12 protein-coding genes are annotated in these 22,975 nt (G+C 58.2%); 8 read left to right on the forward strand and 4 right to left on the reverse strand.

The features are described from left to right. Positions 1-323 precede the first annotated feature (323 nt). Both G1C97_RS00005 and G1C97_RS00010 read left to right on the forward strand, forming a co-directional pair. Positions 324-2,447, forward strand: a complete 2,124-nt coding sequence (locus tag G1C97_RS00005; protein ID WP_169240004.1) for a beta-galactosidase — start codon at positions 324-326, stop codon at positions 2,445-2,447. Between the two features lie 283 nt (positions 2,448-2,730). Then, entirely contained in the window at positions 2,731-3,786 is a 1,056-nt protein-coding gene (locus G1C97_RS00010; RefSeq protein ID WP_169240005.1) for a LacI family DNA-binding transcriptional regulator, read from the forward strand. A gap of 116 nt (positions 3,787-3,902) precedes the next feature. Here the strand turns inward: G1C97_RS00010 and G1C97_RS00015 are convergent, their stop codons facing one another. The 4 genes from G1C97_RS00015 to G1C97_RS00030 all read right to left on the reverse strand — a co-directional run bounded on the left by G1C97_RS00015 (position 3,903) and on the right by G1C97_RS00030 (position 8,962). Beyond that, positions 3,903-5,423, reverse strand: a complete 1,521-nt coding sequence (locus tag G1C97_RS00015; protein WP_240950922.1) for an Nramp family divalent metal transporter — start codon at positions 5,421-5,423, stop codon at positions 3,903-3,905. 151 nt (positions 5,424-5,574) lie between these two features. After that, positions 5,575-6,324: an HNH endonuclease family protein gene (locus G1C97_RS00020; protein WP_169240006.1), complete on the reverse strand. Its 750-nt coding sequence runs from the start codon at positions 6,322-6,324 to the stop codon at positions 5,575-5,577. A gap of 46 nt (positions 6,325-6,370) precedes the next feature. After that, positions 6,371-7,240 carry an aldo/keto reductase gene (locus G1C97_RS00025; RefSeq protein WP_169240007.1) on the reverse strand — a complete coding sequence of 290 codons (870 nt, stop codon included), beginning with the start codon at positions 7,238-7,240 and terminating at the stop codon, positions 6,371-6,373. A gap of 153 nt (positions 7,241-7,393) precedes the next feature. Continuing rightward, positions 7,394-8,962, reverse strand: coding sequence for an MDR family MFS transporter (locus G1C97_RS00030; RefSeq protein ID WP_335341313.1), 1,569 nt, complete (start codon positions 8,960-8,962; stop codon positions 7,394-7,396). 322 nt (positions 8,963-9,284) lie between these two features. Between G1C97_RS00030 and G1C97_RS00035 the strand changes: the two genes are divergently transcribed. From G1C97_RS00035 to G1C97_RS00060, 6 genes are all read left to right on the forward strand, one after another. Further along, complete coding sequence (locus tag G1C97_RS00035) at positions 9,285-10,895, forward strand: sugar transferase (protein WP_169240008.1); 1,611 nt, start codon at positions 9,285-9,287, stop codon at positions 10,893-10,895. 177 nt (positions 10,896-11,072) lie between these two features. Further along, positions 11,073-11,678, forward strand: coding sequence for an arsenate reductase/protein-tyrosine-phosphatase family protein (locus G1C97_RS00040; RefSeq protein WP_100496354.1), 606 nt, complete (start codon positions 11,073-11,075; stop codon positions 11,676-11,678). A 265-nt stretch (positions 11,679-11,943) separates the two neighbouring features. After that, positions 11,944-13,437 (forward strand): hypothetical protein, encoded by a 1,494-nt coding sequence (locus G1C97_RS00045; RefSeq protein WP_240950923.1) that lies wholly within the window; start codon positions 11,944-11,946, stop codon positions 13,435-13,437. A 129-nt stretch (positions 13,438-13,566) separates the two neighbouring features. Continuing rightward, positions 13,567-15,402 (forward strand): DUF4012 domain-containing protein, encoded by a 1,836-nt coding sequence (locus G1C97_RS00050; protein ID WP_417852188.1) that lies wholly within the window; start codon positions 13,567-13,569, stop codon positions 15,400-15,402. A gap of 163 nt (positions 15,403-15,565) precedes the next feature. After that, positions 15,566-21,487, forward strand: a complete 5,922-nt coding sequence (locus G1C97_RS00055; protein ID WP_169240009.1) for an InlB B-repeat-containing protein — start codon at positions 15,566-15,568, stop codon at positions 21,485-21,487. 300 nt (positions 21,488-21,787) lie between these two features. Then, the gene (locus tag G1C97_RS00060; RefSeq protein ID WP_169240010.1) at positions 21,788-22,933 is read left to right on the forward strand and encodes a 3-deoxy-7-phosphoheptulonate synthase; all 1,146 of its coding nucleotides are present in this window, start codon (positions 21,788-21,790) and stop codon (positions 22,931-22,933) included. The last annotated feature ends 42 nt before the right edge of the window (positions 22,934-22,975 follow it).

Consider the following 22,975-nt stretch of genomic DNA (forward strand, 5'->3'; position numbering starts at 1 on the left):
CCCGTAGCCCCCTCGCCTCCCTCCCGTAGCCTCGCCCCTCCGTAGCCCCTCTCGCGAATATGTCTCTGTGACTTGTCGTCAGTGAGTCATTTTCACGGGAGGGGGGTGAATATGTCTCTGTGGCTCCTCGTCAGTGGTACATATTCGCGGGGAACGGCCGCGGGGAACGCCCGCAGGGAACGGTGACGAGGAACGGCCGCGGGGAACGGCCGCAGGGAACGGTGACGGGGAACGGTTGCGGGGACGGAGGACGTTCGGGAGAATCGCGCCGTCTTGTTCCATTGATAATAGGAAAAGCTTGACAACATAAGGAAATGAAGACCATGACTGAGCGCAGATCGTTCAAGTGGCCGGCACTGCTGACCCCGACCGGTCGCGGCATCGCCTTCGGCGGGGACTACAACCCGGACCAGTGGCCAGATGAGGTCATTGACGACGATATTCGTCTCATGCGTAAGGCGCATGTCAATACCGTTGCCCTCGCTATCTTTAGCTGGGACAAGATCGAGCCCCGCGAAGGCGAATTCACGTTCGACTGGCTGGACATGGTCATCGACAAGCTCGGAACCGCTGGCATCGCGGTGGACCTTGCCTCGGCTACGGCCGCCGCGCCGATCTGGCTGTATGCCAAACATCCTGAAGTACTGCCGGTAGATCGATATGGACATATCGTCAACGCCGGCTCCCGACAGTCCTGGCAGCCAACGAGCCCGGTGTTCAAGGAGTACGCGCTCCGTCTATGCCGCGCAATGGCTGAGCATTACCGACGCAATCCATATGTGACCGCATGGCATATGGGCAACGAGTACGGGTGGAACAATCGCTACGATTACTCCGACAACGCCCTCAAGGCGTTCCGTCTATGGTGCAAAGACAAATACGGCACGGTCGAGCAGCTGAATGAAGCATGGGGCACAGCGTTTTGGTCCCAGCACGTGAACAGTTTCGAGGAAGTCCTGTTGCCTCGTCATATGGGCGGCGACGCGATGGTCAATCCAGCCCAGCAACTCGACTACGAACGATTCGGCAACGATATGCTGCTCGATTTCTACAGGGCCGAACGCGATGCCATCGAGAAGATCTGCCCCGGCAAACCGTTCACCACCAATTTCATGGTCTCCACCGATCAATGCGCGATGGACTATGCCAAGTGGGCGAACGAGGTGGATTTCGTATCCAACGACCACTATTTCCACGAGGGTGAATCCCATTTGGACGAGCTCGCCTGTTCGGATGCGCTTATGGATTCGCTGGCGCTTGGCAAACCATGGTATGTGATGGAGCACTCCACATCCGCCGTCCAATGGAAACCGTTGAACATGCGCAAACGCCATGGCGAGCTTGTCCGCGACGCGTTGGCCCATGTGGCCATGGGAGCGGATGCCATCAATTTCTTCCAGTGGCGACAGTCCTCCTCGGGTGCGGAGGCGTTCCATTCCGCAATGGTGCCCCATGCCGGTGAGGATTCGAAGGTGTTCCGAGGCGTATGCGAGCTGGGCGCTGTTTTGGAGTTGCTGTCCGATGCGGGATTGCAGGGCACGGAACTGGAGCGGTCGGATACGGCTATCCTGTTCAGCGCCGAATCGGAATGGGCTACACGTTGCCAGACCCTGCCAAGCATGAAGCTCAATCACTGGCATGACGTTCGTGACTGGTATCGCGGACTTTTGGACGCCGGACGCCGTGCTGATGTTGTGCCGCTCGCCTACGACTGGTCGCAGTATAAGATCATCATCCTGCCTACCGTGCTGGCGCTGTCCGACACGGATACGCGTCGCATCGTCGACTTCGCTCAAGCCGGCGGCACCGTGATTATCGGCTATGCCACCGGTCTCATCGATGAGCATTTCCATGTCGGATTAGGCGGTTATCCCGGTGCTGGCAATGGACTGTTGCGTCAGATGCTTGGCATTCGTTCCGAGGAATTCAATATCCTTGGCTCTGAGGCGGAAGGCGAGCCCGCTGGAATCACCTTGTCCAATGGAATGACCACGCGCCTCTGGCAAAACGATGTGACCTCCATCGCCCCGGATACCCAGATCATCGCCACGTATCAGGGGAGCGCGGCCGCAGACTGGGAACTCGACGGTACCCCCGCCATCACCAGTCACGTATACGGTGCGGGAAAGGCCATCTACATCGGGTGTGACCTGGACCGCCAAGACATCGCTCACCTGGTTGGCTTGTTGTCTGACGAGTTGCCTGCACCAAGCGACCAGACAGCCGCCGATTCATCTCAAACATACGATGCACGTATTCTGCACACCGTTCGTCGATCCGCCGACGGCTGTGTGCGCTTCGATTGCTATCTCAACCGTTCCGGGCAGCCGACGGAGATTACGGGCGTCCACGGCGAGCCGGTTGTCGCGTATCGTTGCGAGTCGGTTGCCAAAGGGTCTTATGCCCTCATGCGCAACAGTGTTCTCATTATGCGCAGTGAACGCTGAGCAGGGAAGCGTTGGTTGCCGCCCAGCCGTATTTCGTGGGTGCCGTGTGCGGAATACATGGTATCTGTCTTACGAAGGGCCGATTTCCACTTCAGGAAACATCTATCTGCGTTACAAGGGGCGCTTTAGCGGGAATGTGACAAGTATCAGCCGTACAATTGCAACGCTGATACTTGGCGGAATGTCACTGATGAGCCCCTTGTAAGGCAGATAGATCTTCCCGAAGGCGCCGAAGTGCCCCTTATAGGGAGATACGGAACGCAGTCGGAGGAACGGAGCGGAAATGAGCGGCGCGAATACCATCAAGAGACGTGTCACGTTGCGTGATGTGGCTCAGGCCGCCGGAGTTTCGCTCAAAACCGCTTCGAATGTGATCAACGGATCCGGGCGAATGACCGATGAGACTCGCGCCAAGGTTGAGCAAGTCATCAAGGATCTCGGCTATCAGGTCAATGTGGCTGCGCGTAATCTGAACCGCAACCATACCGGATTCATCACTCTTGCCGTGCCTTCTCTTACGCCGCCATACCTTGCTGAACTGGCGAATCGCATTATCGATGCCGCCCGTCAACAGGATTATTCCGTATATGTCACCACCTATGCGGAAGGATCAGCCAAAGGCGCTCGCGACGTATTGAAGAAATTCAACTCCACCGTATCTGACGGCATGATCCTATCGATGAGTGAGGTCGAGGACATCACACCCGAAGATCTGAACGTTGATTTTCCATTGGTTGTGGTCGGTGCCCGTACCACGTGGGGCATTGCAGACCACGTGACTCCCGACGATGTATCCGCCGCGGCAAGCGCAGCCGGATATCTCTACGATCATGGTTCTTCGCGTCTTGCCGTAGTAGGCGCCCGCAACGCATATGACGAATCCGCTTTGCTTGCGGCAGTGGAGGGCAACGCACAATTGCGCTTGCGGGGCGTGATCGAGGAAACGCATCGTCGCGGGCTTGCAATCGACCCCCGATTGATCGGGGCCACCGATCAGGATTGGACAATCGGTGCGGGCGCTCGCGTGACCCAGCGGCTTATCGATTCTGGAGTGCCGTTCGATGGCGTGGTGGCGTTGAACGATCAGTTGGCCATCGGCGCACTTACCGCTCTGCGCACATCGGGCTATGTGGTGCCTGATCAGGTGCAGGTCATCGGATTCGACAATAATGAAGAGGCTCCGTATCTTCAGATTCCGCTCACCACTATGGATTCCCGTTTGGATTGGACCGCTCCGACCGCGGTCGGGCGCATTTTGGGGCGCATCCGGGGAAGCATCACCGCGCCGGAGCTGTTGACCACCACGTCTCAAGTGATCGCCCGCGCCACAACCCGTTGAACGTCCGGCACAGGCTTATGGGCTGCATAAGGTGCGCAGCAACGCGTGCGTCGCGTACAACGCGTTAGCGTATACGCGACGCTGCGCACCTTTCAGCACGCGACGCGTATTGATCTTTACGCCTTGCCCAGGAACGTGAGCACGATGAGCAGCACGTTCAGGGCTATGATCAGCACAGCCACTGCGATGAACAACGCATGCTTGACCGGGCCATCCACCCACTGACCCATGAGTTCCTTACTGTGCGTATACCGCATTAGCGGGATGATGGCGAACGGAATACCCACGGAAAGAATTACCTGACCAATAACCAGTGCCTCTGTAGGATTCGGAGCAAACCACAACACGATCAGTCCTGGCACCAGTGTCACCACGCGGCAAGCCCACATCGGGGCTTTGATGCGCAGCAGACCGTGCATGATCTCGGAGCCGGCATATGTGCCCACCGAAGTCGAGCTCAGGGAGGAGGCCAGCAGACCGATGGAAAAAATCGTGCCGATTACCGGTCCAAGCACCGAGACAATCGCGTGCTGCGCGCCTTCGATGGAGTCGGTGCCGCTCATGCCGTACAGCGAGTTGGCGGCCAAAATCAGCAGGCTCAGGTTCACCGTACCGGCGAGCAGCAATGCCCACACCACATCTATTTTGGAGCCGTCCAGCAGTCGTTTGATCGTAGGCTTCGCCTGGCCGCCGGCGTAATGATCGTTGACCAGCGTGGAATGCAAGTAGATGGCATGTGGCATCACCGTGGCACCTAGCATCGAGGAGGCCATCAGCACCGAGTCCGTGGTGGTGAAGCGTGGAATCAGACCACCTGCCACATCGGACGGGTTCGGCGGGGCGATGAACAGTCCCGCGATAAAGCCGAAGGTAATCACCAGCAGCAGCGCGATGACGATTTTCTCAAACATGCGGTGCGTCTTGCCGCCTTCGAACAGCAACAGCACGGTGGAAACCGCACCGATGACACAACCGCCGACGAACAACGGCAGACCGAAAAGCAGATTCAACGCGATGGCACCGCCGATCAACTCGGCAAGATCGGTGGCAATGGCGATGACCTCAGCTTGGGCGAAGAACATGAATCGACCGGCGTCCCCCATACGCTCGCCCAACAATTCGGGCAGCGATTTGCCGGTCACGATGCCCAGTTTTGCGGACTGGTACTGAATAAGCACGCTCATTGCATTGGCGAGTACCAGCACCCATACCAGAAGGTACCCGTACCGTGCGCCGGAGGTGATATTGGCGGCCACGTTGCCGGGGTCCACATAGGCTACGGCAGCTACGAATGCCGGTCCGAGGATACCGGCCAGCGCATGCCCATGCTGGGCGGCTTTCTTGGAGCCGGCAGCGTCGACGGAGGCCGCGCGACGCTCCTTGTCGATTTCCGCTTCGCCGCGATCCCGTTGCGCCACTGCTTCTGCGTCCAGCAGATTGATATCCGGGTGATCAAGTCCCAGCCGTGTGGTTTCGGGATGAATGGTCCGGCGTTTGTCGATGGTGTGCATTCGCCCGTAGCCGCGGCCGTGACGATTGCCATTGGCTATGGTCGGGCTGCCGGCATATGTCTGATTGGCTGATGTGTCTTGATTGTTGCGTGTCTCTTGATTCGTATCGTTGCTGTTCGCGCTCATGATCTTGCGTTTCTACCTTCACCTTGTTCCAGAGATAAGGTATAGCGTTCGATTGTTACTTTTGCTACCGGGATATTCACTGATATCGGATCGACGTTTCCCGCCTGAATCGTGCTATCGACTGTATTTGCTGCGTGCGCCAACCGGCCCATCAGTCTTCCGGTACGGCCTGTCCCGGGCAGGAATGCAGGACGGCGAGCATCGCATCCTTTTCGGCGGAGGTGACGGATAAGCCGTACTTGTCTTTGACGCCAATCTGCCGGGCCACGTACGCGCACCGGTATCCACTGTTGGTGGGCAGCCAGTAGGCGGCTGAGGCAGATCCCTTATCCTGATTGGCGGGACCGTCGACGGCCAGCAGGTTGTATGGGTCGTTACCGAATTCGCGACGTCGTGCGTTGTCCCAGTCGCGCGCGCCGGACTGCCATGCATTTTCCAATGCCACGACATGATCGATCTGTACCGCGGAGGATGTGGTACGTCCTCGCGTGAAGTCGATGGTCTTGCCGGTGTACGGATCAGCGAGAGTCCCCGACTGCACCACGCAGCTGCCGCTGGTCTTATACGTGACGTCGGTCAGATCGCGGGCAAGCACGTCCTCGCGCACGTCGCATCCATCGCCGTCCGTATCGGTTTCACGGAAACCGAACGCATTGCGGTCATAGCCCGCCGAGTTTTGATTGTCGTCGACGGCGAGGGTGGCGAGCGTGTCTGCCGCGGACCCGGTGGCGGTGTATCGACCGACCGCACGAGCGGTATCGGAACTGACCTCAGGCAGCAAAAGGCCGATGGTCACGCCTATGGCCAGTGCCAGAACGGCGAGAATCAGTATGCGTTCAAGCGGGCCGGACGCGTTGAAGCGCCGGCGGCGAAAGCGAACGGAATATCTGCGTCGAGTCATCGATCAGGGTGGGGTGGGCGGATCGTGAAAACGAAAACGAACGCGATCAGGCGTATGTGAAGGTAGCCGGATCATGGCCTGCACGGGTGGGGCCGTCAAGGGCATCGATGGCCTGATGCTCGTCGGCCGTCAGCGCGAAACCGAATAGATCCAGATTTTCCCGCTGGCGTTCGGCGTGAACGGACTTGGGAATGATGATCGTGCCGTTTTCGACATGCCAACGCAGAATTACCTGTGCAGGACTGACGCCATGTGCGGCGGCAATGCGTTCGATCGTGCCATTGCCGGCGTTGAGGTCGGCACCGCGTGCCATCGGCGAATATGCTTCCACTGCAATGCCATGCTCTTTGCAGAACGCCACCACTTCGCGCTGTTGCCAAGTGGGATGCAGCTCGATCTGGTTGATTGCCGGCCACGATCCGGTTTCCTCGTACAGGCGCTGAAGATCGGCGGGCATGAAGTTGCACACGCCCAGCGTACGGGCGAAGCCTTCGTCGCGCAGCTTGACGAACGCCTTCCACGTGTCGGTGCTGCGCCAATCGAACGGGGTGGGCCAGTGGATCATGTACATGTCCACGTAGTCGAGCTGAAGCTTGGACAGGGAGTCCTTGAAGGCGCGTAGTGCGGAATCGTACCCTTGCTGGGAGTCGCGCAATTTGGTGGTGACCCACAAGGTTTCACGTTGTGCGCCCTTGTTGTAGCCGGTTGCGGCAAGAGCGCGTCCGACGCCGGCTTCGTTGTTGTAGCCCGCTGCGCCATCGATATGACGGTAGCCGGCTTCCAGAGCGGATTCGACGACGGGTCCCACGCCTTCGTCGTCGATACGCAACACACCCAGGCCGATCTGTGGAATGGAATGGCCATCCTTCAAAGCGATGTCCGGTACGTTGGCGGGATTGATATGACCGTTGGTCATGATCTGCCGCTCCTTTCTGCGCTGCTGCTCGTCTTGCTATGACTACACGTCACTGTACACGGTTGATCGGCTGACAGACAGAGGAATGTGCGTTACGTCGCGCTGCCGGCAAACGTCTGCCGAGTGTTCGTCAGGTATCTGTTCGTCAGGTATCTATCGGCGGGCGGCATGCAACCGACGGCGCAACACGGTCAGTGAGATGGCGTCGCGGGCGCGTCCGGCACCGTCTCCACGAACACCGAACGCCACCATCAGCACCATCACGAAACACAACAGCGCGGAGACGCGCAACGCCCACTGGATGCCGAAAATCGAGGCTGCGACCGACGACGTACCGCTTTGCCGATTCCACATGGCGAACGTTTCCATCAGAATCACCAGCACCGGTGCGCCCACGGCACCGGCGATCTGACGTGCCGTATTCGTCACCGACGAACCTGCCGACACTTCGTCCGGCCCGTTAAGACAATTCAGCGACCATGTGGTGATGGGCATCAACAGGAATCCCATGCCGATCTGTCGTACGAACTGGCAGATCGACACCCACCAGATCCACGTATCCATGGCCACCAACGACATACCCAGCGTGCCTATGGTGAGCACGATTGAACCGAACAAGGCAACAGGACGTGCGCCGAACCGATCCATCGCGCGTCCGCCGAAGAACTGCGACACGCATTGTCCGATCGCGCCAGGCAGCATGATCAGTCCGCTCATCGTGGCCGTGTAGCCTCGGTCGGTCTGAATGTAAAGCGGCATGATCACCAGAATCGAGCTGAAGGCGAAGAACGCCAGCGATGCGGTGATGGTGCCAATCGTGAACGAGCGGTTCTTCAGCACGGCCAAGTCCAGCAGCGGCGGCTGGGGGAGCGCACCGGAAGGGTCTGTCTGTGCTGCCTTCGCAGCGCGGTAAGCCCTGCCACGACGCACGTTACGCACCACGAACCATATGATGCCCATCAGTCCGACAACCATGGGAACCCATGTCACCGGAGCGGCAAATCCGTAGCCCTCCGAATTGGTGAATCCGAACATCAATCCGCCGAAGCCGATGACCGACAGCGCCACCGAGAAGAAGTCGGCGCGTGCTGTGGCATCATGCGAGCCGAAGTTGTGCAGTCCGAACACGGCGGCCAACAGCGAGATCACGCCTATTACGGTCATGGTCAGGAAAATCGAGCGCCACCCGTTCGCGTCGGTCTGCCAACCTCCCAGCGTGGGTCCGATCGCCGGTGCCACGCTCATCGCCATGCCCACGGTGCCCATGGCGAAGCCACGTCGTGCCAACGGATAAATGGAGAATACCGTGATCTGCAACACCGGCCACATCACGCCGGTACCTGCCGCTTCCAGCACGCGGCCGGCCAGCACCCATACGAAATTCGGCCCCAGCCATGCCAGTACTGAGCCTGCCGTGAAGACGGCCATCGAGCAGATCACGATTTCGCGAGTGGAGAATCGTCGTGTCAGGAACGCGGTCAGTGGCACCATTACGCCCATGACCAGCTGGAATATGGAGGTGAGCCACTGGCCTGTAGTCACCGATATGCCGAATTCGGCGACGATGATGGGCAGTGCGGAACTCAGCTGCAGTTGCGTGAAGTTGCCGACGAAGGTAATGAACGTGAGAATCGCGATTGAGATGAACGCTGCATGGGTCAGCTTGCCATCGACATATGCTTCTTCTCGGGGTAGGTCCCGCCGCAATTCCTGAAAATTCACGCCAATACCCTACGCCCAGGGGTGCCCATAATTTGTGCCATCGCGCTGGGCTTGTCATGCGTTCAACGGCGCCAGCGCGGCGTGCGCGTCCGCATCGTGCGAATAGAAAAACGTCGGGGGGCAGCTTGTAGGATGCTGAGAAGTGTTGTCCTCCCAGTGGTTTCGTGGAGCGTCACGATGCTTATCGTGCTGTCGGATACCAAAGTTTGGTTACTTGGGCTGTGGCGGTACCGAGCATCGACGTATATGATGTTCATCGGGATTCGCAAGGCGAACGGCTACATGCAGAACAGTTGAGTGAGAAGTAAAAGAGGAAAAGCAGATGTCTGAAGAGACGTCGTCAACAGCGAGAGGCGCAGAATCCTCCTCCGTCAAACGATCTGGCTCTAGGGGCAAAGCCACTGGCGTGCGGTCCGGCGGCCAACTCGGTGACATCCCTCAGGAGCAGATCTCTCACGTCCTGTATTGGCGATTTTTCATCAATCTGGCGCTGATGCTATGCGATGCGGCCATGTTTATGATCGCCAGTGCCGCAGTGCTCGGCATCCGCGACGAGGCGCAGCCGTTTTACACTCCGCGCTTTGATTTCACGCTCAACACCACAGTGTATCTGATCATCACTGCGTTCATCTGGGTGTATTCGCTCCGGGCGGTGGGCATATATCACCGTCACATCATTGGCGATGGGTATCAGATCAATGTGCTGCTGGTCAAAGGCATGGTGGTGTGCTGGGTGGTGCAGTGCGCCTTCAATTACTTCTTCAACTTCGATCTGACGCTCACCTCGCTGTGCCTGATGGTGATCGCCGGATGGCTGCTGACCATGATCGAGCGTGTGATCACCCGCATGATGATCACGAGGGACCGTCGCAAAGGCGAATACGCGTATGACACGGTGGTCGTGGGATCGCCCGAAGGCATCATTCGCACGCTTAAGTTCCTGGCTCCCCGGCAGCAGCTCAGCTATCGACCGGTGGCCGTATGCCCGATCCATCTGAATACCGTGACTGACGCCGTTGAATCGGTGGAGGACATTGAGGCCCTGCAGCGTGCGATTCGCAAGGAGTGGGGTTCCTATCTGCCGGTATTGGAATACAGCGATCATCATCTGGCGCAGAACATCGTGAACATGAATGCCCAGACCGTAATGGTTGCCGATGAACTGCACCGTTATTCCGACAACTACAACATTTTCTCCGTGCGTATGGAATCGATGGGCTTGGAGATCGCCACGGTGACTTCCGCTGCGGACACCACGAACCATGAGCTCCAGATTCGATACCTGCAGGGCGTTACGGTCGTGACCCAGCGGCTGGCGCAGTACACCCCGGCCCGTCGCCTGGCCAAGCGTTTGTTTGACCTTGTGGTTTCGTCCTTGGCGATTCTTGTTTCTCTGATCGTCACGATTCCGGTGGCCATCGCCATCAAGGTGACCGACGGCGGTCCGGTGTTCTACAAGCAGACCCGTCTGGGCCTGCGCGGCAAGCCGTTCCAGATGTACAAGTTCCGTTCGATGGTGGTCAACGCCGACGAGCTCAAGGCCAAACTGGCTGAGGAAAGCGGTCAGACCGATCGTTTCATCTTCAAGATGAAGAATGATCCGCGCATCACCAAGGTCGGTCATTTCATTCGCCGCTTCTCCATCGACGAATTGCCGCAGTTCCTCAATGTGTGGCTGGGAGACATGTCCGTAGTGGGACCGCGTCCACCGCTGCCCGAGGAATATGCGCGTTATAGCAAGCTGTACGCCACGCGTATGCTCACCAAGCCCGGCATTACCGGTCCCTGGCAGGTTTCGGGACGCTCCGACCTGTCCGAGGAGGAGAGCGAGGCGTTGGACGTGGCTTATGTACAGAACTGGTCGATCACCGGAGACGTTGTGCTGCTGTTCCGCACAGTCGGCGCAGTACTCAGTCATCGTGGCGCGTACTGAGGCGCATTCCGAGTCTGCTCAAGAGAGCAAGAGATAGATCAAGAGATATTGTTGCCATTGCGGTGTGATGTTCTCCAGATTTTGAGTAGAATGAGCTGCTAGTGGTTTGCACGCAGGCCGCAATGTAGCGCGTTGCAAGCGCTACCGCCCAGGAACACGAAGAGAAAGACTAAGCCCATGCATATTATGTTCGTCTGCACCGGCAATATATGTCGTTCTCCTATGGGCGAACTCCTGCTCACCAAATATCTGGCCGGCACCACGATTCGCGTGTCCAGCGCTGGCACTCACGGTCTGCCGATGCATCAGATGGATCCTTCGAGCGCCACGCTGATGCAAAGCGTGGGCATCGAGCCGAGCGGCTTCCGGTCCCGCCGACTGACGCAGGATATGGCCCGCTCCGCAGATCTGATTCTGTGCTTTGAGAAAGATCAGCGCAAGGATATCGTCACCTTGGCGCCGACTGCGGTGCGCTATACGTTCCTGTTGGGCGACTTTGCCAATATGTGTGAGTATTGCGCCCGCAACGGTCTGGTCAAAGGCCTGACCATTCAGGAACGTCTGCAGTCGGTGATTGACGCTTCTTCCATCATTCGTCCGATGCTTCCTGAACCTGCGGATATCGAGGATCCGCACGGCAAGGAGTATGGCAAGTTTCGTATCGCCGCCGAGCAGACCAACAAGGCGCTGCGTACCATCCTCACCAGTATGCGCAAACATTATCGTGTGGAGGAGGCACCCGTCCGCCCTCAGATTACCAGCCAGTACGCGTACACCGTCTGAAAGTACTGGCTGGACATTACTGAAGTAGCGGCGGCCGAGGAACAGACCCGCAACATCGATGAATGCATGATGCGGGTCGTTCTTATATTTTCACCGTATCCTCGCACCATATTCACACGGCTTTACCTTCTGCCCGATACTGTTCGACTACAGTATCCGTGGACGAAATGGATGAAGGTATCGCAATATCGCCGAATGTTGATGCTGAATATTGATGAACGGGCGAGAACGAACGATGAATGACGGGAATTGATCGGTGACTACAGTGACCAATACTGAACTACGAACCGCAACGCAACACGAAACGCAGGCCACACCACAATCCGCAGCGAGCCATGGTGCGGATACCGTCGATACGGACCTTGTCGAAGCCGATTTCAGCCGTGCCGGTGTCTCGCTCGATCGTGAGCCGGTACTGACCGACGCCTCCGACTTCCTGTTCTATGCCGCACTGGCGGCTTTGCCGATCGATGGCACGGTGGCTGGGCCGTATATGCCGTTCTGGACTCCGCTTTCCCCGTGGCTGTTTCTGGCGTATGCGGTGGCCAACTGGCGTCGCCTGCCGCAAGTCTGGCACCGGTTCCGTGTGTTCTTCCTGTTTCCACTACTGTTGGTCGGATTGTCCGTATTCGACTGGAGTCAGGTGACTTTCCACCGACTGCCGGTGATCATCTCGTTCTCCGGTGTGATCGGTGCGCTGGCTTGCCTGATCTCGCTTGATATTGCGCTGCGTATCAAGCGACTGTCCTGGCGTCGCATGGTGGATCTGCTGGTTATCGTCTACTGGTTCGCGTTCGCCGTGGGTGTACTGCAACGGCTGTCGATTATGTTCGACTGGACTTACGTGCGTGATTTCTTCGTGCGTCTGATGAGTCGGCAGTATTTGACGGATGCCTCGCAGTGGGGAGGAGGCCGCCCACAGTTCCTGTTTGCCGAGCCCAGCTATATCGGCATGCATCTGTTCGGCATTCTGCTGCCGCTGATTTGGCTGTTGCGTGGGCGTGATCGCGCGCGTGCGAACCGTCTGCGTGTACTGGTGGTGGTATTCGCCGTGGGCTCGGTGCTGATGGGCGCTGGCGTACGGATCATTTTGGATTCGATTATCGCGTTGATGATTGTGATTATCGAGGCGAACGCTTGGCGTACGTGGCGCGGACGTCTTATGGCTTGTGCTGAGCTGATCGGTACGGCGGTGCTGGGCGCGCTCAGTGTATCTGTGAATCATCGGTTGAGTTCGATTGCCGAGCTTGGGTTTGACGGTGATGGTTCGTTCTATGCCCGTCTGTGGCAGTCTCTGGGGCCGGCGGCCGGTGTGCTGAAGCATCCGATGCGGCTGCTGTTCGGGTACGGTGCCGGCAATCTTTCCGATGCCACCCATGAAGGTGCCGACGCTGCAGTGCATGCGTTGGAACGATTGGGTCTCAATGCATCGGCTCCCAAAGGGTGGTATGCGCAGGTGACGCCCACCAATATGTTCACTATGAGCGCTTATACCAGTTTCTTCGTGGAATTCGGGGCGTTGGCTTCGCTGGTGCTGGTGGTGATGGTGTTGTGGCATGTGGGGCGTAATCGCGCATGGAATAAAACCATGGTGTGCTGGCTTGTGCTCGTGATCTACCTGTATGTGCAGTTCGAGGGATATGCGTTCTACGCTCTGCCGATGTTCGTGTGGGCGGCGGGTGCCGTCGGTGCCGGGTTGGTTCCGAATATGTGCAGAAGTGGCGAGCAGCATGTATCTGTTCAGCCGCTCGGGGCATAATAGGCGATTGGTGTGCCGCGTAAGAGAATACGTAGGTTCTGCGTAGGCGGTAAATGCGGCCGCGAATCGTGGTCGCGCATTGATAGCGATATGAAGGAAAACAGCGGTTTCGGGAACGAGGACGAGAATATGAGCAGACGTAGGGCAAGCCATATGGCGGTGGCACGACACACCAGGCATCGCGTATGGCCGTGGGTGGTATCGATTCTGGCGTTGCTCATGCTGGTGCTGGCCGTGGTCGGTGGCTGCGGCTGGAAGCTCTACAACGAGGCCAAGCAGGTCAAGGTGCATGAAGAACAGGCGATGCAGCTGCTCGGACAGGTGTCCGATCTGAGTAATCTCAACAACATCGACGCGGTCAGCCAGCAGGTCACTAAAGCGCAAGCTGAGACTTCCGCCGCGAACACCATTGCACACGGCAGCCTCTGGAATCTGGCGTCGAAGCTGCCGGTATATGGCGACGACATCACCACCGTACAGGGCATGACTTCCGTGGTGGATTCACTGGTCAGCGATTCGGTGCCACAGTTCATGGATACGCTGAACACGTTGAAGAACTCGCAGCTGACCTCCGGTGACGGGCAGCTCAACCTGCAGCCCATTCTCGAAGCGCAGAAGAGCATCACCGCGGCGAATACGTCGCTACAGAAGCAGGTACAGCGCTACCGCGACTTGCCTACGGCCCATATCGATATGGTGAAAAGCGCCTATGAGCAGGGCAACACGAAGCTCACCAAGATGGCGGATACCATCGATCAGATGTCCAAAACCTTCCAGATTCTGCCGGATTTCTTGGGCTCCGGCGAGCCTCGCCACTATGCGCTGATGGCCATGACCACGTCTGAGGAACGTTCCTCCGGCGGTTTGATCGGTTCCGTGGGAATGGTCACTACGGATAACGGCAAGATCAGCATTGGTGACTTCCGCTCCAACAGTGATTACGTGCCTTATGGCTCAGGCGATCCCACCAGTGATGAGAGCCGTATCTTCACCACATGGGGACCTCTGCATATGTCCTTCGACGTGCGTGATTTGGCTGCCTATCCGGACACCTCACGCACCGCCGAAGGCATGCGTGCCATCTGGCAGCGCACGCCGTGGGGCGCCGAGACTCAGCTGGATGGCGTGCTGCTGGTGGATCCGGTGTTCCTGCAGGAGCTCACCAATATCAGCGGCAACATCACCTTGTCTGACGGTCGTGTGCTGGACGGCAGCAACACCGCCGAGTTCCTGTTGAATACGGTGTATATGGATTATCCGATCGCCGAGACGGATGCCTACTTCCAGCAAGTGGCCGAACAGACGGTGGGCAGCATGTTCTCCAATATCGATCTGACCCGTCTGACCAAGGTGGCCCAGCTGATGGGCAGCATGGCCAAGGGACGTCATTTCTCGATGTACTCGTTTGATGAGACCGTACAGAAAACCATCAACGAAGCCGGATTCACCGCGCAGACCCCGAGCAGTGAGGAACATCCGCAGGTGGGTGTGTATATCACGGAGCAGAATCCGTCAAAGATGGGTTGGTATATCCACCGTACTTCCAAGATCACGCGTTCCAATTGCAATGGCGATGGCTCACAGACCTACCATGTGGAATACACGATGACCAATGTGCTGACCAGCGATCAGGTCTGGTCGTTGATCGATTATATCCGTGGCGCAAATCAGGACCAGTATGGCAAAGGCGTAGAGAAGACGCTTATCTATGCCCCTGCCGGCGGCAGCTTGACGAATCTACAAACCTCCGGCGGATCGGTGACCGATAGCCGCCAGGAAACATTGAACGGAAAGACGGTGTATGCCAGCATCGCCACCATCGCTCCCGGCGAATCCGTCACCTACTCCTTCGACGTGACTACCTCCACCAAGGCCGTCTCCGACCTGACCGTTGACCAAACGCCGATGGGCTGGGCCGATCCCGGCGTCACCACTGACACCGCCGCTTGCTCCATCGATAAGTAACGTATCGATACGTTCGCCACGGGAGGTCTCATCGACAGCCCTCGTTCATACTGCGCTGCCCCCTCTTTGTCCCCGTTTTCCTAGACCTATCGCTACTATGGAGCGCAGATGGGCAGATTGCCCTTGCACAAGGGTGCAGAGAAGAAGAAAGAGCAGCGCAAGTATGACCATGCATCATGCGCAGAAGCAGAATGGCAATGTCGAAGGCACCAGCGTTTCCACTGTGAATGCTGCACGCGCCAATCACGGCATTCGTAATATTCCCAACGCCATAATAGGATTCCTTGCGGCCTTGGCCGTCATGGCCACCGCATTCATCGCGCCTACCGCTTTCGCCAGCACTACCGAGGTCGGCAACCTGGTGTTCGTGGTGCGTTACCCAGGCGACACCGTAGGCGACAATGCCACCGGTTTCAACGCGATCGTACCCAACGGATTCACCCATGCCGGCGACACCTACTGGCAGCGGTTCACCGACGAGACCTACGATGCCGAGACGTCGGGCGTCAACACGCCTCCGAGCCTCAGGGAATACATCGCCGAAGCATCGGGCGGTACGGTCGACGTGAAGAACTCCTTCCCGCAGACTCAGCAGGACGGCAAGGTCCAATACATCACCCTCGACCATGATGCCGACTACTACATTCAGCAGAACGCAGACGACAGCATCATTCGTGAGGTCGTCGCCAAGTCCAAAGCCATGGGCTTCACCAAAGCCGATCTTGATCGCAACGGTGACGGTTATCTGGACAACCTGACCATCATCGGTTCGGTCGCCAACACTAATACGCCCAATGTCGGACGATTCTTCGGCCACGAGGCCACGTTCTCCGACGAAAGCCAGACCATCGGCACCACCGGGCTCAAGGTGAGTTCCTACAACATGGTCTACTCGCTGTACAGCCCGTCGACGGCCTTGAGCCTGCGCCCGTACGGTCCCACCTCCGGACTGGTGGCCCACGAGTTCATTCATACGTTCGGTGCCCCCGACCTCTATCGTTACAGCTCCGACGTATCCGCCGATATTCCTGTGGGTATTTGGGATATCATGGCCGGCACCGCCAACGGTCTATCCTGGCCCACCGCGCAAACCAAGAAAGACATCGGCTGGCCGGTCGATATGACCGAGCAAACGCTCGGTGCCGCAGACGGTGAATCCTATACGATGACCAAATCCGGTCAGGCCATGATCTTCCGCTCGCCGTTGTCGTCCAGCGAATACTTCGTGGTCGAATACCGCACCAAGCAGGGTTCCATCGCCAAGCCCGATGGATCGCTCAAGGGTAACGGCATCATCGTCTACCGCATCGATACCAAGGTGGAGAACCACACCAATATCGAAGGTAAGGACTACCAGTACGTGTTCCGCCCGAACGGCGGCTACAAGAACGCGGATGCGCTGAATGCGCAGGCCGGTCTGCCTGCTTTCGGTGCCACGCGCACGACCATCGGCACTACTGATATGAGCAAGGGCCTTGCCGACGGCGCGGTGACGCTTGCCGATGGCAGCAATTCCGGTTTGGCCTTTGAAGTCACCGGACAGGATGATGGCTCGATTACCTTCAAGGTGACCCACGTCGATTACAACAACCTTGATCTGTGGAATCACGTGACCGATGGCAACAATGGACAGGGCTTCGACGGCACTACGATACAGTCGCCGAAAACCAGCAGCGCAACCGATGGCACGAATCTTTATGTTTTGGGCATGAGTCAGACGAATCCTGCCATACCTCAGGTGCGTAAGTTCGACGGTGCCAACTGGACTACGCTTGATGCTTCATCGATCACCGGATACAACGCCGCTGCCCTGGCTTGGCACGACGGCAAACTGTATTTGGCTGCCGCTTCGTACACCGGCAAGGGGATTGGCCTGTTTGCTTGGAATACGTCAAGCAGCAAGTGGGATACGGTTACCACCTTGCCCGATGCTTCGTTCACTAATGCGCTGTCGCTGGCGTCTGCAGCCGGCAATCTGGTAGTGGTTGCCGATGCTAATGCATATATGCTGAGCGGCAGTTCACTCGTCAAGATGGGCGATGCGCTAGGAGCTTCGGTATCTGGTCCCTCTATCGTGGAGATGGACGGTGTTCCGGCTGTAATCTATGGGGACACTAATACCACAGTGAATCCTTGGATCGTCGCAACCAAAGTCGCACGATACATCAATGGCGCGTGGAACATCGCAACCATCTCCGGCTTCAATGGCGCGGCCAGCATTACCGGTAGCGCAACGGTAGGCGGTTCCACGTATACCGTGCTCTCTGCATTTGGGAAATCCCCGGTTCTGGTGAAGCTCACCAACGTCGATGGTGCCTTGAAGCAGCAGACACTTGCGCTCAAGGACGTGAATCTGTCGAGTGACGGAAGCCTCACCGCAGACGCCGATCACTTGTACGTAACCGGTGTGGAAAGCACTGGCGCAGTCCATACGTACACGATTGCACTCAGCGATTTGACGGATGAAGTGTTCAACGCCGGTTCTATCAGTCCCAAGCAGCTTGGCGAACAAGTGGACTCTGGCAGATCCAGTGTCTCTAGCCAAATCGTTGGCGGCAATGTGATCGTGGTGTCCGGCAGCAGCAACTCCGGCAGTGTTTCCGTGCGTAAGTTCCCTGCTCCGAAGCCGGCTCCCAAGCAGCACGCCTACAAGGTGGAGCACTACCAGCAGAATGCTGAGGACGACGACTATACGCTCGCCGATACCGAAACCGGTCTGACCGCCACTACGGGAGATCTCGTCAAGGCCAAGGCAAAGGATTACACGGGCTTCACCAAGGTGGATATCGCGCAGTCTGTGGAATCCTCGGTACTGCCGGACAATGATGATCTCGTACTCAAGGTGTACTACAACCGCAATGTGCACACGGTCACCTATCAATCCACCGGTGACGTGCCGGAAGGAGCCAATAAGGTCCTGACTCAGGACGTACGTTTCGGGGCCAAGATCGCCAAGGCGAACGATCCGGAGGCAGTGTCCGGCTATCAGTTCGGTGGTTGGACTACGACCGATGTGACGGTCGCCTCTGATGGTACGTTCGTCATGCCGAACACCGACGTCACTTTTACCGGTACGTGGACGAAGGACAAGACTCCTGAGCCGGAGACTGTGGAGCGTTCGTTTACGGTGGCGTACTACAGGAATGGCGTTTTGGTTGATACGCAGACCGTTACGAAGACGGTGAAGCGTACGGATACGTCAATCCCGGTCGAAGAGTCCGACGTACAGTCCGACATGTATGCCGGCTTCCATCTTGCATCCACCGATCCTGCGGTGCCGGGCACGGTGGCTGAGGGCGGCGTGGTCAAGGCCTACTTCGAGGCGAACGAGCATACGGTGAGCTATGCGTACAAGGACGCACCTGCCGGCGCGCCCGCGTTGCCGCAGTCCGCGCAGGTGAAGTTTGGCGAAAAGGTCGAGCTTCCTCAGGTGAAGTCCGTGGCCGGTTATGTCTTCCAGGGCTGGACCACCGGTGACGCCACCATCTCTGGCAATGCGTTCACGATGCCGGACAAGGACGTGACGCTTACCGGCGTGTGGGCGAAGGATGACGGCGCTACCGTGGATCGTTCGTTCACTGTGGAGTACTACAAGAACGGCGTGAAGACGGATACTGTCACGGTCACCAAGCGTGTGGGCTTCCATGACACGACGGTTCCCGTGACCGCCCGAGACATTGATGATGCGAAGTATGCCGGATACCATCTGGATTCCGTCGATCCGTCGGTACCGGGGAACGTCGCCGTTTCGGGTGGCGTGGTCAAGGCCTACTTTGTGCCGAATACCGACACTGGATACGTTGTCGAACGGTACTTGGAACAGCTTGACGGTTCGTTCACGGTGTCGGTCGAGCGTTTGACCGGTGCGACGGATGCCAAGGTCACGGTGCCGAGCAAGGACTATAAGGGATTCTCCCTCGATAAGGATCACAAGGGAAGCGTGTCCTCTGGCACGGTTGCCGCTGATGGTTCGCTGGTGTTGAAGACGTACTACACGCGCAATTCCTATAAGGTGTCGTTCTCTTATCAGAACGCTCCCGACGGCGCGTCCGTGCCGCAGGATGTCACTGCGAAGTTCGGTGAGATGGTGACGCTTCCCGATGTCAAGGTTCCGGATGCCGGTGGGTCGAGCAGTTGGACGTTCGACGGTTGGAAGAGCGGTGATGTGACCGTTGCTGACGGCGCGTTTGTGATGCCCGCGAAGAATGTGTCGTTTACCGGTTCTTGGACCGAGCACAAGACCCCGGAGCCTGAGCCGGAGACTGTGGAGCGTTCGTTTACGGTGGCGTACTACAGGAATGGCGTTTTGGTTGATACGCAGACCGTTACGAAGACGGTGAAGCGTACGGACACCGCCATCGCTGTCGAGGCCGCCGATGTGCAGTCCGATAAGTATTCCGGCTTCCACATGGTTTCCACCGATCCGGTGGTGCCGGGCGTGGTGGCCGTGGATGGCGTGGTCAAGGTCTATTACGAGGCCAATGAGCACACGGTGAGCTACGCATACAAGGATGCGCCGGAGGGTGCCCCCGATCTTCCGCAGTCCGCGGAGGTGAAGTTCGGCGACAAGACCGAGCTTCCTGAAGTGCAGCCGGTTGCCGGCTATATCTTCCAAGGGTGGACCACTGATGACGCCACTATCTCCGGCAATGCGTTCACGATGCCGGACAAGGACGTGACGCTCACCGGCGTGTGGACGAAGGATACCAATGCCACTGCGGAGCGTTCGTTCACCGTGGAGTACTACAAGAACGGCGTAAAGACGGACACTGTCACGGTCACCAAGCGCATCGGCTTCCATGACGACACTATTCCTGTCACCGCTCAGGACGTCGATGGAGCGAAGTTCGCCGGGTATCATCTGGATTCCGTCACCCCTGACGTGCCGGGTACCGTCGCCGTTTCGGGTGGCGTGGTCAAGGCCTACTTCGTGCCGAATACCGACACCGGATACGTTGTCGAACGGTATCTGGAGCAGCTCGACGGTTCGTTCATGGTGTCGGTCGAGCGGCTGACCGGTACCACCGATGCCAAGGTCACGGTGCCGGACAAGGATTATGAAGGCTTCTCGGCTGCCGCAAATCATGACGGCAACGTGCTGTCCGGTACGGTTGCCGCTGATGGTTCGCTGGTATTGAAGGCGTACTACACGCGCAACTCGTACAAGGTGTCGTTCTCCTACCGGAACGCTCCCGATGGCGTGACTGCACCGCAGGATGTCACTGCGAAGTTCGGTGAGACGGTGACGCTTCCCGAGGTTTCGGCTCCGGATGCCGTCGGGGCGAAGTTAAGCAGTTGGACGTTTGACGGCTGGAAGAGCGGTGATGTGACCGTCTCTGGTGGCGTGTTCGTGATGCCCGCCAAGGATGTCTCGTTTACCGGTTCTTGGACCGAACACAAAACCCCCGAGCCTGAGCCGGACCCGGATCCCACTCCTGATCCTGATCCGACTCCCGATCCCGAGCCCAAGCCGGATCCCGACCCGGATCCCACTCCGGATCCCGATCCGGAGCCTGAACCGGAGACCGTGGAGCGTTCGTTCACTGTGGTGTACTACAAGAATGGCGTACAAGCCGATACGGTGAAGATCACGAAGACGGTGAAGCGTACGGACACATTGATTGCCGTCACGGCATCCGATGTGCAGTCCGATAAGTATGCCGGCTTCCATCTGGTTTCCACCGATCCGTCGGTGCCGGGCGCGGTGGCCGTAGATGGCGTAGTGAAGGTCTACTTCGAGGCTGATTCCACGCCGGAGCCGAACCCGAATCCGGAGCCGAACCCCGAGCCCACGCCGGACCCCGATAAGCCGGGCACTGGCGACACGGATAAGGATGACACGAACAAGCCCAGCGAGGAGCCGTCCACTCCTGACAATTCCGGGAATGGCAACTCCGGGAATGGCACTTCCGAGAGCGGCGCCTCCAAGCCGACCGGAAACCAGCACGGGAGCAATGCCGTCAACGGGAACGGCCAACATTTGGCAATCTCCGGTACCTCGGTGGCTGTCGCCGCCGCAACGGCTGTCATGCTTGCCGTGGCCGGTCTCGCCTTTGTACTGGCTCGTCGCCATCATCTCAAGTGACGCCTGAGTCGTTGCCGTGATCAGCGTGAGGTGCCTGCGTCCATCGATCCGATGGGTGCAGGCACCTCTCACGTTATATAACTGAATATAGCTAGCTTTATGAACGGTTCTCGCGAATGGTTCGAATAGTCCGGGCCGGCTGAAGAACAGCGCCGCAACCCAACCAACGTTGCTCCCGTCCCGGCATTCACCTGAGGACGTCCACAAAACGGCCGGGTGGTTTCCATATCCCGCTATCCATAGGTAAACTATCGCCTTTGTATGCGTACCGATACGTCAAGGCAAGAGAGGAGAGTCGGCATGGCAGCACTTCGTGGTCCGGATAGTTCCGAGGACGAACGTCGTTTGGGGGAGCAGGCCGTCTTTCCGGAGACGGTCGATATCAACATCCGTCAGCTTGACCCGATTCCTGCGCCGCGCGCATTCCTGAAAGAGCAGCCGCTGACCGATGCGATGAGTGAACTGGTGCTCCACTCGCGTCAGGAGATTCGCGACGTGCTCAACGGTCGCGATGACCGACTGCTGGTAATCGTAGGCCCCTGCTCGATTCACGATCCGAAAGCCGCGCATGAGTATGCCGAAAAGCTGGCTGCCGTCAAGCGCGAACTGGAAGACCGTCTGGTCATCGTCATGCGCGTCTACTTCGAAAAGCCACGCACCACGATCGGTTGGAAGGGCCTGATCAACGATCCCGATCTCGATGGCCGCTTCAACATCCGCAAAGGCATGTGGCTGGCCCGTAAGGTGCTGACCGATGTGCTGAGCCTCGGCCTGCCCGCTGCCACCGAATGGCTTGATCCGATCACGCCGCAGTACATTTGCGATGCCATCAGCTGGGGTGCCATCGGTGCGCGCAACACCGAAAGCCAGGTGCACCGCGAGCTGGCCAGCGGCCTGTCGATGCCGGTGGGCTTCAAGAACTCCACCGACGGCTCCATCAAGGCCGCCGCGGACTCCTGCTATACGTCCGCTTTCGAGCACCACTTCCTGTCCATCAATCTGGACGGTCGCGTGATTTCCGCCGAAACCAAAGGCAACCCGGACTGCCATCTGGTACTGCGCGGCTCCAGTTCGGGCCCGAACTACGATGCCGAATCCGTTCGCGAAGCGCTGGAAGCCTTGCGAGCCTCCAAAGCGTCCGGTCCGAGCGAGCATGGCTTGGTCATCGATGCCGCGCACGGCAACTGCGGCAAGGATGAGAATCGTGAGGCTGAGGTCGTCGAGGAGATTGCCGCTCGCTTGGCTGCGGGCGAGCCTGGTATCACCGGTGTGATGATGGAAAGCTTCCTGAAGGGCGGTCATCAAAAGCCGGCACCGCTCGATCAGCTGGTCTATGGTCAGTCCGTGACGGACGCCTGCGTGCCGTGGGATCGTACCAACGAGCTGTTGCACACGCTCGCCGACGCCATCGCCACTCGTCGTGCGCTAGGCGAGAATCGTTCCTGATACGACGTCTGACGCACGGCATCCGTTAGTCGCTTGCACACT

Origin of the sequence: Bifidobacterium olomucense (genome assembly GCF_012932375.1) — a bacterium.
GTDB classification, from domain to species: Bacteria; Actinomycetota; Actinomycetes; order Actinomycetales; family Bifidobacteriaceae; genus Bifidobacterium; species Bifidobacterium olomucense.